Genomic DNA, 13452 nt, shown 5'->3' with positions numbered 1-13452 from the left:
CTCGAGCGCACCGCCCGGCGTGTGATCGTCGACGACGCCTGGACGTTCACGGATCCGGCGGGCGGCGAAGCGGACACCACGGTCCGGTACATGGTGGCGGGCGAGGTACGGATGCCCGAGCCCGGCCGCGCCGTCGTTCAGCCGCTCGCCGGCGCCCGGTCCGTGACCCTCACCTGGGACCATGACCTGGCGACGGGGCGGCTGACCGAGCGCGGTCTGGACGACCCGATGCTCGCCGAGGTCTGGGGAGAGCGGCTGACCCGGCTCGACCTGCACGTGCGCGACGACGTACACGGCAGACTCACTCTCACACTGGAGGTGTCGCATGACGTCGGCTGAGCCACCGGTGCTGCTTCCGGAGGAGCGCCGGGACCGCGTGCTCGAGGTGTTGCACCGCCGAGGGACGGTGCGGGTGAACGACCTGGCGGAGATCCTCGGCGTCACGCCGATCACGGTCCGCCGGGACATCGCGCTGCTCGCACAGCAGGGCCGGCTGCGGCGTGTGCACGGCGGCGCCACGGTACGCGACGAGGACGCCGCCGAGGCTGCTCATCTCGCACACGGCCAGAACTCGGCATCGAACAGCGCGACCGCCGACACCCTGGGCGAGCCGCAAGCACCGACGTCGCATCATCTCACCTTCGGCATGGTGGTGCCGTCTCTCGACTACTACTGGCCGGATGTCATCCGTGGAGTGCGCGAGGCAGCAGCGGAGACGGACGTCAGGGTGGTCCTGCGGGGAGCCACCTATGAGGCGTCCGACGAGCGGCGCCAGCTCGATCGGCTCGTCGAGGCTGTCGGCGTGGACGGCTTGCTCGTCGCGCCGACCACGACCGGGCCCGAAGGTGAGGAGCTGGTGCGATGGCTGCAGTCCGCCACCGTTCCCGTTGTTCTGGTCGAACGCGCCGCCGCGATCGGGCCCTACCTGGAACCGATGGAGTCGGTGGTCAGCGACCATCCGCTCGGCGCGAGCGTGGCGGTACGGCACCTCGCCGCGCTGGGACACCGGCGGGTGGGATTGATCACGACACTGGGTAGCCCGCACACGCCGCGAGTACGCCGAGGCTGGCGAGAGGCCTGCGACGAACTGGGGCTACCGACCGACGACGTACCGGACATGCAGACCGTGGACCACCGGGAGAGCGCATGGCCGACGACCGTGGACGAGATCCTCGACGCCTGCCTGGCCAGCGAGACGTCGGCGTTGCTGGTGCATTCGGATCCGGAGGCGATCTCTCTGGTCGAGCGGTGTCAGGAGCGAGGCATCGACGTCCCCGGTGACCTATCCGTGCTCGCCTATGACGACCAGGTGGCGGCACTCTGCGATCCGCCGCTGACCGCGGTGCGCCCGCACCGGGAGGCGATCGGCCGGACCGCCGTCGAGCTACTCACCGCACGCCTGCACGACCCGGCCGAAGACCGCCCGAACCATCGCGTCGTCATCGGGCCTCGGCTCGTGGTGCGCGAGTCCACGGCCCGCCCCACGCCGTCGAAGTAGCCGGCTTACCTGACGGTGTACTCACCCGGGACACCATCGGCCAGGTCCAACCCACCGGCGGTTGTCACGCCGGCCTCGGTCCCGTACTCACGACCGAGAACGGCTGCCAGCCCCAACGCCACGTGCTGGCTGTCCCTGCGTCCGATATCGGCGACGCCCTCTGGCCCGGTCACCAGCAGCACCGGCACGGAGTCCGCGTCAGCGGGCCAGCCGTAGCGGTACGCCTTCGCCGCGCACTCGCTGGGTGTCTTGGACGGCGCGTCGAAGTAACACATCAGCGTGCCCTGGGCAGGCGTCGCCGGTTGACCGGGTTGCCACGTCAGCAGTTCGTCGGGCAGCACGGCGCCGGGATGCAGGGCAAGACCACGCTCGATGCCCTCTTTGCCGAAGACCACGGCGACGTAGCGCGCGGCGACGCGGTCAACCCTGACGACGAGGTCATGATGGTCCGTGTCGGACCATCGCGTCCATGGTTCGGACCGGTAGTAGTCGAGAGCCAGTGTCATGAGCAGCTGCCAGTCATCCGGGGTCGGGCGCTCTTCGGGCTGACGGCGTCCAGACATATGCCCCACCAGGGAGTCGACGACGTCCTCGATGTCGGGCCCGGGGACTATTTCGTCGATCACGGGCATCTCGGCGTCTGTCAGCAGGTCCTCGAGCGCACTCGTCACGTCCTCGATGTGAGCGGCAGCGCTGAGCACGCGACCGGGCCGCTGCGGAGGCAACGGCGCGTCGTCCTCGGACAACGCCGCCTTGAACGCCCGGACACACGCATCTCGGCGCGTCGGCGCCACCGATGTCGCCAACGTGAGACCGGTGCCCACGTCGAAGACGAGGCTCAGGACGACCACCGGTGCATCTCGGACACGAACCGCATGGGACACGTCGCGCGCCATCACAATCCAGGTACGAGCATCTCCAGCCACGCCGCGCAGTCTGCCAGTCCTGTCCGGATACGACGAACCGGCCTGGACCTCGGGTCAGCTCTCGCAGCCGACCCCGTCACCGTCAGCGTCGAGACCGTAGATGTCTGTGCCGGTCACGGTCACGGGCCCTCGGACGTAGGACGGGCCGTTGCCGCTTCCACCGGCACAGTCCACGTCACTGTCGATGGGCACGCACGCCCCCTCGTAGTTGGGATCGCACCCAGCCTCCGGCTCTGGTTCCGGCTCTGGTTCCGGCTCCGGTTCAGGTTCCGGTTCAGGTTCCACGTAGGTCCCCACGGCGAGGACCTCGTCCACCGGCTCCGTCGTCATCTCCTCGCCGACCAGCTCGCGAGACGTCTCCTTGCCGTCGGTGAGCGTGACCTCGAAGGTCAATGTCTTGACCCCGTCCACGCCCTCGTCGACGACGGCGGTCTCCCCCTCCTCCATCTCGGGGTCATCGCGCTGCACCTGCTCGAACGGTATGGCTTCCGTCTCCGTCACCGTCTTCACGGTGATCACGGGCGTCGGCGTGGGAGTCTCGGTGGGCGTCGGTGTCTCCACCGGCTCCGGAGTGTTCGACGTCGGCGTGGCGGTCGGCGTCGGCGAGGCGGACTCGCTCACCGACGCCGACCCGGAAGGCTCGCCGTCCCCGCACGCGACCGCGCCGAAGATCACTCCTGCCGCGATGCCGATCGACGTGGCCGTCCGCACGACGGTGCGCAGACATGACGATGTGATGTCCAATATGTTCCCCTCTCACAGTTGACGACGCCTTTGCCACTTCCTCGCCACACGACCGATCTGAGCCAGTCCCCTCATCGGGGACGGCGGTCATTCGAACGCGCGGACAAGGCCCTCCTAGCGGCCCTGAGGCGACGGTGATCAGCTTTGACTGCTGGCACGCTATTGGTGACGGCAGGTTCGCACCAACGTAAATGCCGCGGAATCACCACTTCGTTATAAAAACCACTTCCGGCCTGAAGCGCTCATCTCAACCCTGTCCAGATAGACCACCTTCGTAGAGTCGCCAACAACGATGACCACTCCAGCGCACCGTCATGGAGTGAGCGATGCCAGCAGCGCGTTGACCACCGCGAGCGTGGCATCCCGGACGCGCTCCGGCCTCTGCTCCGCCACCATGGCATGCAGGTGCTCCGCACCCAGCGGTGCCAGCAACGCGTGCGCGAAGGCATCGACATCCGCATGGACGCCTGAGTCGCGTGTGGCCCTGGTGAGCAGCAGGGCGACGTGCCGGTGCCAGAAACGGTACGCACCGATCCGGTAGCGCGCCCCTGGAGATGCGGTCTCCGACATCCGGACCAGGTCGAGATGGGTCAGGGCGTAGTCAAGGTAGGCCTCGACGAACGCGTGGAGGCGTTCGCCGGGCGACGGCGCATCGTCGACACGTCCGGGGCCAAGAGGGGCATCCCCGAACAGGATATTCTCCTGCAGCTCCCGCTCACGCTCATCGAGCAGCGCCGTCGCGAGGCCCGCCTTGTCACCGAAGCGCCGGAACAGCGTCCCCTTGCCGACCCCCGCCGCGGACGCGATCGCGTCCATGGATACTCCGTCGACGCCGCGGCTGCCGAACAGACGCGCGGCTGCCTCGAGCACGGCCGACCTGTTGCGCGCGGCGTCGGCCCGCTCCTTCGGCGGAGACGTCCGCAGCACGAGGAGTTCGTCCGCACCGCTGGCATAACCGGACCGTGGTCCGGTAAGCTCGCTTTCAGTCATAACCGGACTGTAGTCCAGATAGTTGGCCGAGCGCGAACCACCGCGCCGGCGACCAGACGGACTCGATCGAAAGGGAACAGCACATGACCGCACTGCTTCACATCTCCGCGTCGCCGCGAGGGAAATCCTCTGAGTCGCTCGCATTGGCGGACGTCTTCCTCGACGCCTACCGCGACGCCCACCCGAACAACCGGATCGCCCACTGGGACCTGTGGGACGGGACGTTGCCGGCGTTCGGCCCGACTGAGGCAGGCGCCAAGATGGCCGTGTTCGGCGGCCAGGAGTTCGACGACGCGCAGGCCGGGGCGTGGAAGACCGTCGAGGCGGCGTTCCAGCGGTTCGACAGCGCCGAGACGTACCTGTTCAGCGTCCCGATGTGGAACCATGGTGTGCCCTACATCCTCAAGCAGTTCATCGACGTGGTCAGCCAGCCGGGGATGGCCTTCTCGTTCGATCCCGAGCAGGGCTACAGCGGCTTACTTCAGGGGAAGAAGGCCGCCGTCATCTACACCAGCGGCGTCTACGGTGAAGGCCGAGGCCCGAGCTTCGGCAACGACTTCCAGGCGCCTTACCTCGAGGACTGGCTGCGCTGGGCCGGCGTCGCCGACATCACCACGATCGAGCTGCGCCCCGACCTCGTGACTGCCGATGTCGATGCGGACCGTCGCACCGCGCAGGCTCACGCTCGGGAGGTCGCCAAGGCCTTCTGACTTCACCGCAGATAAGCCGCTCCTGACACTCTGCCTCATTCAGGTCGAAGTCCGATCGATCGAGCGGTGGGCGGGAACTCACCGATGACCGCGAGGTCACGCTCCGATGCCGGTTCGGGAGTGAGCCGAGCGTCGCGCACCCGGTCCCACCGGAACCAGCGGACTCCATCGCGCTCCCGGCACCAGCCGATCAGGTACCAGTGGCCATAGGTGAGTGCCATCATCATCGGCTCGACCCGGCGCCGGGTCTGCGCGCCCTGGGCGTCGGTGTAGTCCAGCACCACAACGACTCGGCGGTGTAGTGCCTCCTCGATCGCACGCGCGCCGGCGCGAGGGCCGTCTGTCGCGCCTGGTGGAGGTTCGGCCGGGTCGTCGTTGATCCAGAGCCTGGCACTCAGGGCCTCGGCACGCCGTCGTGACTCGTCGTCCAGCACATCGAAGACCTTGGCCAGCGCGCTGGCGCCATCTGCGGAGAACGGTGCGTCCTTGACTGAGGCCAGCGCGACGGCGACCGCGATCGCCTGCGACGGAGTGAAGTTGACCGGCGGGAGCGTCGCCGCGGCGTCCAGCACATACCCGCCACCCGGTCCCGGCTGCGCCCAGATCGGTAGGCCCGATTCCTGCAGGGCAAGCACATCTCGTTTGATGGTCCGCAGACTGACCTCGAACAACACCGCAAGCTGCGCGGAGGTGCGGCCCTTGGTACCGGCGCGGCGCAGTTCCTCGGTCAGCGCGTAAAGCCGATCCGTGCGGTTCACTGCCTGCCTCCAAGCGAATGGCATGTCATCAAAATGGTGACATGCTGGTGTCACCGTGGATAGCCGAGACTGGAGTCTGGCATGCCGCGCGCATATCGCAACATCGGCAGCAGACCGGAACGTCCAGGTCCGGGCCGCCTAGGGAAGGAACACATCCATGGTCTACGAGATCAGCTTCGGCTTCGACTGCAAGGACGTCGACAAGTTGTCGAGGTTCTGGCTCACGGCGCTCGAGGGATACGACTACCCGGGAAGCGATCCCGCCGGACCGCCTGGAAGTCCGCCGGCAGGCTTCGCGACCTGGGAGGACTGGGCCGACGCCAACAACCTCCCGGAGAACCTGCGCTATCAGTCTCGCGCCATCATCGACACCACCGGCACGCGTCCGGACATCTTCTTCATGGCCGTACCCGAAGACAAGGTCGTGAAGAACCGGATGCACCTGGATATCAGGGTGGGGCGAGGCTTCGAACCCGAAGAGAGGGCCGCCCGCCAGGACGACGAGGCGAAGCGGCTGATCGCTGCCGGCGCCACCTTGATCGGACGGGTAAACAACGAGGACGGCACGTCGCACCTCGTCATGCAGGATGTCGAAGGCAACGAGTTCTGCATCACCTGACTACCCAGACGTGAAAATGAGCGGCGATAATGCCTGATGACCCGTTAGAGCGGCTTGATAGCTAAAGTAACAACGCCAGGCAACGGGCCACGATACTGATCCGTCACTGCCGAATCTCTTCCCGCTCCGACGTCAGCGCTGACCGGCGCCGTCTGCGCACAGCTCGGAGCAGGACCGGCGCGAGGATGGCCAGGATCGCGGCGACGGTCAACGTCGCAGAGATCGGCCGTTCGAAGAGGATCAGCAGGTTTCCCCGTCCCATCGATGACGTCTGCACCAATGACCGTTCCAGCAGCGGCCCCAAGACCAGCCCCAGAACCAGCGGCGCAGCCGGGAAGTCGAATCGCTTCATGAAGTAGCCGAACACCCCGGCTCCGAAGACGACCCAGAGCGCGAACGTGTTGTTGCCGATGGCGAACGCGCCGATGAGGGCCATGAACAGGATGATCGGATACAGATAGCTGTACGGCACCCGCAGAACCTGGGCGAACACCGGCGCCAGCGGCAGGTTCAGGATCAGCAGCAGCAAGTTGCCGAAGAAGAACGACACCAGCAGTCCCCAGACCAGGTCCGGCTGCTGGTCGAACAGCTGGGGTCCCGGCTGGAGGCCGAAGATGACGAACGCCCCCAGCAAGACGGCGGTCGTTCCACTACCCGGGATGCCCAGCGAGAGTGTCGGAATGAAGCTGGCGTTGGCCGCCGCGTTGTTCGACGCCTCTGGTGCGGCCACCCCCTCGACCGCGCCCTTGCCGATCTCCTTCCGGTTCTTGCTGACCTGCTTCTCCAGGCCGTAGGACATGAATGTGGCCAGCGTCGCCCCCGCACCCGGCAGCACGCCGAGACCAAAGCCCAGCCCGGTGCCGCGGAACGCCGGAGCGATCGACCGGCGGAACTCGTCCTTGGTCAGCATCAGGTCACGGAACCGCGCCCGGATCGGCGGATCACCACCTCGATGGATCTGCTGGAGGACCTCGCCGATGGCGAAGATCCCGATCATCACGGCGACGAAGTCCAGCCCGCTGAGCAGGTTGACGTTGCCGAAGGTAAACCGCGCCGTCGTGAAGCCCGACGCCACGCCGACCATCGAGATAAGCAGCCCGACAGCCGCCATGATGAGGCTGCGCAGCATGTTCTCGCCGGCGAAGGAGACGATCGTGGCGAGGCCGAGCAGGATCACCGCCAGGTTCTCCGGTGGCCCGAACTCCAGCGCGAGATCCGCGATCGGCCGCGCCAGCGCCATGAGGCCGATGAGCGAGATGACCGCTGCCAGGAACGATGACAGCGCGGCGACGGCCAGGGCGGCACCGGCACGCCCCTTCCTTGCCATCTGGTAGCCGTCCAGCGTCAGCACAACGCTCGAGGAATCACCCGGCGTTGAGATCAAGATGGAGCTGGTCGATGCGCCGTACTGGCTGCCGTAGTAGATGCCGGCGAGCATGATCAGCGCCGTCACCGGCTCCATGCCGAGGGTGACCGGGAGCAGGATGGCGACGCCGGTGGCCGAGCCCAAGCCCGGCAGCATCCCGATCACCGTGCCCAGCATCACACCGACGAAGCACCACAGCAGGTTCTCGGGACTGATCGCGGTCTCGAGTCCGAGTTGAAGATTGTCGAACACGGGTCCTCCCAGTCAGAGCAGCCCGAGCGTGCCCGTGGGGACCGGCACGCCAAGGAACTGGACGAAGACGGCGTACGCCAGTCCAAGCGAGCCGGCGGTACAGAGCACGGCCGGAAGCACCGGCTTACGTTCCACCCACACCGTGATGACCAGGACCATCGCAGCCAGCGACAGAAGCAGCCCGGCCACCGGAACCAGCAGCAGGGCCGCGAAGACGATCCCGAACACCTGGGTCACCGCGAAAGTCCGCTCGTTCGCGGTCCGGCCGAACGTGTCGCGTTCATCGCCGGCCGGACGTTCCTGTGCTGCCGCAGCGCGGATCCTGTCTGCGGCAACGTACATCCGAAGGAGCTCGGCCGCAGACGCCACGACGATGAACGCGCCCGCCACCGACGGCAGGAACCCCGGCCCGACCTGGCCACCGTCGCCGAACATGCCGTAGCCGAGCCCCATGACGAGGGCGACCGCGCCGATTGCGGCGAGGAATGCGGTCCCGACCGCGTCGGACTTCGTGGGTGCGCGCCGGACCGGTTGTCCCGCCTCACTCATCACCGAGCACCGCCTCCACCTGTTGGCGGTACTCGTCGAGGTAGCGGCGGAACTCATCACCGTAGAGGACCTGCGGTTGGAGCATGTTGTCCTCGATGTAGGTCTCGTAGGCATCGGTCTCGGCGTATTCGCGGGCGGCGTCGATCCAGTACTGCTCGTGCTCCTCCGACACACCGCCGGCGGCGATGAACCCTCGCCACTGCGCGAACGTCACATCGATGCCCTGCTCCGCTCCGGTGGGAACGTCCGCCAGCAGCTCGTACTCGTAACGCTCCGGGGCGAGCGCGCACAGCGGTTTCACATCGCCCGACTCGAGCTGTCCGACGATCTCCCCCGGACTGGTGGCGGCGACGTCGATGTGACCCCCCAGCAACGCTGCGGTCACCTCTGCGCTGGACTCGAAGGTCACCCGCTCCAGCGAGATGTCATGCTGATCCTCGATCAGGCTCCACGCGATGTGGTCCGGCCCGGTGGCCCCGGAGACGGCTGCGGTCAGGCTCGACTCGGCGGCGGCGTCGACGACGTCCATGCATGTCTCGTACGATGCGTCGGCCGCCACGACGACGATGTTGTAATCTTCGCCGACCTTCATGATCGGTGTGAAGCTCTCGTGACTGAACTGGACGTCCTGGACCACGGGCAATGTCATCAGGGCGGTCTCGCTGGCCAGCAGGGTCGTGCCGTCGCCCTCCTTGGCCAGCAGGTCAGAGTAGCCGACCGCGCCCGAACCGCCCACGATGTTCTCCACGGTGACCGTGGAGCCGGTGACGTCCTCCAGCCCTTGCGCGATGGCGCGACCTGCAAGGTCAGAGCCGCCACCCGCGGAGAACGGCACGATCATGGTGATGTTCCGGCCGGGCGAGCCACCATCGCCCTCACCGCCTTGCGCGTTGCCTGAGCAACCGGACAGCACGAGTAGGCCGGTGGCGGCCAGGGCCAGCAGGGAAGCAGTAGTCCGTCGATCGATCATCTTCTCCTCCTCGAGAAGGCGGCGAGCGCCGCACGGGCGGCTGGGAAGGTTCAGGAGTCGGCATGTCTCGGGTGGTCAGTGCCCTTCGGATACAGGGCGCGTGCCGGCCAGGGTGAGTGCGACGTCGAACGCGCGCTGGATCGGCCCGGTCTTGGCGATCCCCTGACCGACGATCTCGTGCGCGGTGCCGTGCGCCGGCGTGACGATCGGGACCGGCAATCCGCCCTGGACCGTGACGCCCTGGTCGAACCCCATGAGCTTCATCGCGATCTGGCCCTGGTCGTGGTACATGGTCACCACGCCGTCGAAGCCACCGTCACGCGCCCGGATGAAGACGGTGTCGCACGGGTAGGGGCCGGCCGCGTCGATCCCCTCGTGCGCGGCCAGCGCGATGCCGGGAGCGATGTGATCGCCCTCCTCGGTGCCGAACTTCCCGTTCTCACCGGCGTGCGGGTTGAGGGCGCAGACCGCCAGCCGCGGCCGCTCGACGCCGGAGGCACGGACGACGTCATTGAGGAGCCGGATGGCGGCGGCGACACGACGGGCGCTAATGTGCTGCGCCACGTCGCGCAGGGGTATATGGGAGGTAACGCGGGACGTCATCAAGCCAGGGACCAGATTCAGCTCCGACGTGGTGCCGTCATGGCCGAGTCCACGGGCGAACCAGCGAAGCTCATCCTCGTCCTCCATGCCCGCCAGCGACAGCGCCGACTTGTTCAACGGGGCGAAGACGATGGCATCCATCTCGCCCCGCTGGTACATCTCCACCGCAGACCGCAGGTCGGCGAGAGCACGCTCGCCTGCCTGCCTGGTCACCTCGCCTCGCACGAACGGCCGGTCGGCCAGCGCACTGCCGACCGCTGAGGCGGCTTCGGCGTGCGGCTCGCCGGCCAGCGGGACCACGACCCCCGTCTCGGCCGCGGCGGCACTGAGCTCCTCAGCACTGGCCAGCACGGATACATCCGCCCGCGCCAAGTTGAACGGCTCGGCGAGAAGCTTGGCCACGAGCTCGAAACCGATACCGGATGGATCGCCCGGTGTGAGGGCGATGCGCGGACGGTGCCCACGTATCCCGGACATGGGACTCCTTTCGGACACGACGATCTCCGTAGATCAAAGATCCTATATGGAATGTGATTAAGGACTGTGCCATAGCTCACAGCCGCTGACAAGGGTCGGTCAGGACATCTGGTCGCGCTCGTCGTCCGGAGCGAACTCCGCCAGGGCGCGCCCCTGCACTCCGGCGAGGTGCTGACGCATCGCTTCGACCGCCCGGTCCGGCTCGGCCGCCTCGATCGCGGAGAGCACCCGGCCATGCTCGCTGAGGGCGACCTCCCAGTCCATGACGCCCCGCCCGGCCGACTGCATCATGCGATGCAGGTGCGCACCCAGGCCGTCGAGCATCTGCCGCAGGAACGTATTGCCGCTCGCATCCACCACGACCAAGTGGAACTCCCAGTCGGCCTCGAAGTAGGCCCGGATCGCCGGGCCGGACGGCACGGTCCCCGCGCGGGCAGACCGTACCAGCTCGTTCGTCGCCGCCAGGTGCCCCTCGTGCGCCTCCCGGAGCCTGGGCAGCAGCTCCTGGCCACGCTCTGCCGCCCGCCGGATGGCAGCCAGCTCGACCACGGCACGTGCGTCGATCAGATCGCTCATCTGCGCCGCGGACAGGCGCGGCGCCACCTTGTACCCCTTCAGCGCGGCCCGCGCCACCAATCCGGTGTGCTCGAGAAAGACCAGCGCCTCCCGGACGGGAGTGGGCGAGACGCCCAGATCGCGGGCCAGCCCGTCGATGCTCAACGACGCCCCCGGCTTCAATCGCTCCTCCAGGAGCATGTCGAGCAACGTCTTGTACACGTCGTCCCGGAGCATCTGCCGCTTGAGCCGTGCCGGTGCCATATCCGAACCCGCGAGCGCCATGGACGGAGGTTAGCGCACCGTTGTTCCGGTAGCAAATGTCCTATAGGATCTTCGATACTTACCACCAGGACCTCAAAGCCGCAGACGCAAGGAGAGTTCCGTATGCCGTTCAGCCCGGACACGTGGCCGATAGGTGCCGCATTGCTTCAGTTCCCCGGCACGCGTGCGGACGGCACGGACATCACCGACGGTGACGTCGACGACTGGCGCGGCACCCTCCGCGAGGTCGCCCTCGCCGGCTTCAGTCACGTCGATCTGACCGACTCGTGGGTGCGCCCCGGCGACCTGACCGGCTCACAGCGGGGCGACCTGAAGGCGCTGGGGGCCGACCTCGGCCTGTCGTTCAGTGCCATATCCGTCACGCGCAAGAGCATCATCGACCCGGATCCCGCCCGTGCCGAGATGAACCTCGGGTACGCGCTGCGCACAATGGATGCCGCTGCCGACATGGGAATCCCGGTCGTCTGCCTCGGCCTGCACCGCCCCCTCACCCCGGCCCAGCAGCGCGCCTTGTGGTTCTGGCTCGCCGAGGGCGCCACGGACCCGGCCGATGACGACGTCCGCGCCGCGGCTGTCAAAGGCTTCCGCCGCATCGGTGAACGGGCTGCCGAACTAGGCGTACAGATCTCCCTGGAGATGTACGAGGACACGTACCTTGGCACCGCCGACAGCGCCGTCCACCTGGTCGAAGAGATCGGCCTGCCCAACGTCGGCCTCAACCCCGACATCGGGAACATCGTCCGCCTGCACCGCGGTATCGAGGACTGGGACGAGATGCTGCGCAAGATGCTCCCCTATGCCAACTACTGGCACGTCAAGAACTACTTCCGCGACCATGACCCGGCCACCGGCGCCTACTTCTCCGCCCCGGCTCCGCTGGAGCTCGGATACATCGACTATCGCCGCGCCATCGGGATGGCCCTGGAGGCCGGCTTCAGCGGTCCGTTCTGCGTCGAGCACTACGGTGGCGACGGCCTGAGTGTCTCGGCGCGGAACCGGGATTACGTGCGTCAGATCCTGACCGCCAAGCTCGGAGGGTGAGAGATGACCAGACTCAGCAACGACGCGAGAAACTTCTGTGACGAGGCTCTGGCCGGATTCGCCTCCGCGAATTCCAGCTACGTCCAGCGCGTGCACGGCGGCGTCGTCCGTACCGACCGCTCTGCGCACGGCGAGGTCTCCGTCGTGCTGGGCGGAGGCTCCGGGCACTACCCCGCATTCGCCGGCTGGGTGGGGCCGGGGATGGCGCATGGCGCGGCCTGCGGGAACATCTTCGCATCGCCGTCGGCGTCGCAGATCTATTCGGTGGCACGCTCAGCCGACAACGGCGGCGGTGTCATCTTCGGTTTCGGCAACTACGCCGGCGACGTCCTGCACTTCGGCCAGGCCGCGGAACGGCTGCGGGCCGAAGGGATCGATGTCCGCACCGTCACGGCCACTGATGACGTCGCCTCCGGACCACCGGACCGGGCGTTGGACCGGCGCGGAATCGCCGGTGATCTACTCGTCTTCAAGATTATGGGTGCCGCCGCCGCGGAAGGCCAGACCCTGGACGAGGTCGAGCGGCTGGCCCGGCGCGCCAACGACCGGACCCGGTCGCTCGGGGTGGCCTTCTCCGGATGCACGCTGCCCGGAGCAGACCATCCGCTGTTCGCCGTCCCGGATGGCGGGATGGGCGTCGGTCTCGGCATCCACGGTGAGCCCGGCATCGAGACCCGGCCGCGCGGCAGCGCGGCGGATATCGCCGACGTTCTGGTGGACGGAGTGCTGGCCGAGGAACCGGAACGCGGCGAGGACGGCTACGTCGGGCGGGTGGCAGTGCTGCTCAACGGCCTCGGTGCCTCGAAATATGAGGAGCTGTTCGTCGTCTACTCCCGCGTTGCGGATCGCCTGGGCGAGGCCGGTCTGCAGATCGTGGACCCGGAGGTCGGCGAGCATGTGACCAGTCTCGACATGGCCGGGCTCTCCCTGACCGTGACCTTCCTCGACGACGAGCTGGAACGGCTCTGGACGGCACCGGTCGACACCCCCGCATTCCGCCGAGACGCCGCCCGCCGGAACGCGCCGCCGCGGCCGGTCGTCGACGTCACCGGCCAGGAGACGATCCGGGAAGGATCCGCCGAGTCCCGGACGCTCGCCGCCCAGCTCAC

At 67.6% G+C, this 13452-nt stretch carries 15 protein-coding genes and 1 pseudogene; 7 read left to right on the top strand and 9 right to left on the bottom strand.

The genetic code is table 11. The features are described from left to right. Both ELR45_RS26765 and ELR45_RS26760 read left to right on the top strand, forming a co-directional pair. Window positions 1–339, top strand: a pseudogene (locus tag ELR45_RS26765) (heparinase II/III domain-containing protein); the annotation flags it as partial. Beyond that, window positions 326–1498, top strand: a complete 1173-nt coding sequence (locus ELR45_RS26760; RefSeq protein ID WP_165368122.1) for a substrate-binding domain-containing protein — start codon at window positions 326–328, stop codon at window positions 1496–1498. The pseudogene ELR45_RS26765 and the gene ELR45_RS26760, both read left to right, overlap by 14 nt. A 5-nt stretch (window positions 1499–1503) precedes the next feature. On the opposite strand, the gene ELR45_RS26755 is transcribed toward ELR45_RS26760, so the two are convergent. Continuing rightward, window positions 1504–2382, bottom strand: coding sequence for a hypothetical protein (locus ELR45_RS26755; RefSeq protein WP_240760168.1), 879 nt, complete (start codon window positions 2380–2382; stop codon window positions 1504–1506). A gap of 96 nt (window positions 2383–2478) precedes the next feature. After that, on the bottom strand, window positions 2479–2925 hold the full coding sequence (locus tag ELR45_RS26750; protein WP_129669041.1) for a G5 domain-containing protein: 447 nt from the start codon (window positions 2923–2925) through the stop codon (window positions 2479–2481). A 10-nt stretch (window positions 2926–2935) separates the two neighbouring features. Between ELR45_RS26750 and ELR45_RS26745 the strand changes: the two genes are divergently transcribed. Continuing rightward, complete coding sequence (locus ELR45_RS26745) at window positions 2936–3190, top strand: hypothetical protein (protein WP_129669040.1); 255 nt, start codon at window positions 2936–2938, stop codon at window positions 3188–3190. Between the two features lie 290 nt (window positions 3191–3480). Here the strand turns inward: ELR45_RS26745 and ELR45_RS26740 are convergent, their stop codons facing one another. After that, entirely contained in the window at window positions 3481–4158 is a 678-nt protein-coding gene (locus tag ELR45_RS26740; protein ID WP_129669039.1) for a TetR/AcrR family transcriptional regulator, read from the bottom strand. Between the two features lie 83 nt (window positions 4159–4241). Between ELR45_RS26740 and ELR45_RS26735 the strand changes: the two genes are divergently transcribed. Beyond that, window positions 4242–4868 (top strand): FMN-dependent NADH-azoreductase, encoded by a 627-nt coding sequence (locus ELR45_RS26735; RefSeq protein WP_129669038.1) that lies wholly within the window; start codon window positions 4242–4244, stop codon window positions 4866–4868. Between the two features lie 35 nt (window positions 4869–4903). Here ELR45_RS26735 and ELR45_RS26730 read toward each other — a convergent pair whose 3' ends face one another. After that, window positions 4904–5626 (bottom strand): helix-turn-helix transcriptional regulator, encoded by a 723-nt coding sequence (locus ELR45_RS26730; protein ID WP_129669037.1) that lies wholly within the window; start codon window positions 5624–5626, stop codon window positions 4904–4906. Window positions 5627–5783: 157 nt separating this feature from the next. Here ELR45_RS26730 and ELR45_RS26725 point away from each other — a divergent pair, with 157 nt between their 5' ends. Further along, entirely contained in the window at window positions 5784–6245 is a 462-nt protein-coding gene (locus ELR45_RS26725) for a VOC family protein (RefSeq protein ID WP_129669036.1), read from the top strand. A 103-nt stretch (window positions 6246–6348) separates the two neighbouring features. Here ELR45_RS26725 and ELR45_RS26720 read toward each other — a convergent pair whose 3' ends face one another. The 5 genes from ELR45_RS26720 to ELR45_RS26700 form a co-directional block, all read right to left on the bottom strand. Continuing rightward, window positions 6349–7863: a tripartite tricarboxylate transporter permease gene (locus ELR45_RS26720; protein ID WP_129669035.1), complete on the bottom strand. Its 1515-nt coding sequence runs from the start codon at window positions 7861–7863 to the stop codon at window positions 6349–6351. Between the two features lie 12 nt (window positions 7864–7875). After that, entirely contained in the window at window positions 7876–8412 is a 537-nt protein-coding gene (locus ELR45_RS26715) for a tripartite tricarboxylate transporter TctB family protein (protein WP_165368120.1), read from the bottom strand. Continuing rightward, window positions 8405–9382, bottom strand: coding sequence for a tripartite tricarboxylate transporter substrate binding protein (locus tag ELR45_RS26710; RefSeq protein ID WP_129669033.1), 978 nt, complete (start codon window positions 9380–9382; stop codon window positions 8405–8407). The genes ELR45_RS26715 and ELR45_RS26710 overlap by 8 nt, the downstream gene beginning before the upstream one ends. Before the next feature lie 75 nt (window positions 9383–9457). Next, on the bottom strand, window positions 9458–10462 hold the full coding sequence (locus tag ELR45_RS26705; RefSeq protein WP_129669032.1) for a 4-hydroxythreonine-4-phosphate dehydrogenase PdxA: 1005 nt from the start codon (window positions 10460–10462) through the stop codon (window positions 9458–9460). 99 nt (window positions 10463–10561) lie between these two features. Next, the gene (locus ELR45_RS26700) at window positions 10562–11302 is read right to left on the bottom strand and encodes a GntR family transcriptional regulator (RefSeq protein WP_205857333.1); all 741 of its coding nucleotides are present in this window, start codon (window positions 11300–11302) and stop codon (window positions 10562–10564) included. Between the two features lie 102 nt (window positions 11303–11404). On the opposite strand from ELR45_RS26700, the gene ELR45_RS26695 reads away from it, so the two are divergent. Then, entirely contained in the window at window positions 11405–12343 is a 939-nt protein-coding gene (locus tag ELR45_RS26695; protein ID WP_129669031.1) for a sugar phosphate isomerase/epimerase family protein, read from the top strand. A 3-nt stretch (window positions 12344–12346) separates the two neighbouring features. Continuing rightward, on the top strand, window positions 12347–13452 hold a 1106-nt coding region (locus tag ELR45_RS26690), incomplete at its 3' end, for a dihydroxyacetone kinase family protein (protein WP_205857332.1).

Source organism: Phytoactinopolyspora endophytica (genome assembly GCF_004138495.1).
GTDB classification, from domain to species: Bacteria; Actinomycetota; Actinomycetes; order Jiangellales; family Jiangellaceae; genus Phytoactinopolyspora; species Phytoactinopolyspora endophytica.
Note: the sequence above shows the minus strand (reverse complement) of the source record. Positions and strands in the feature narration are given on the sequence as shown.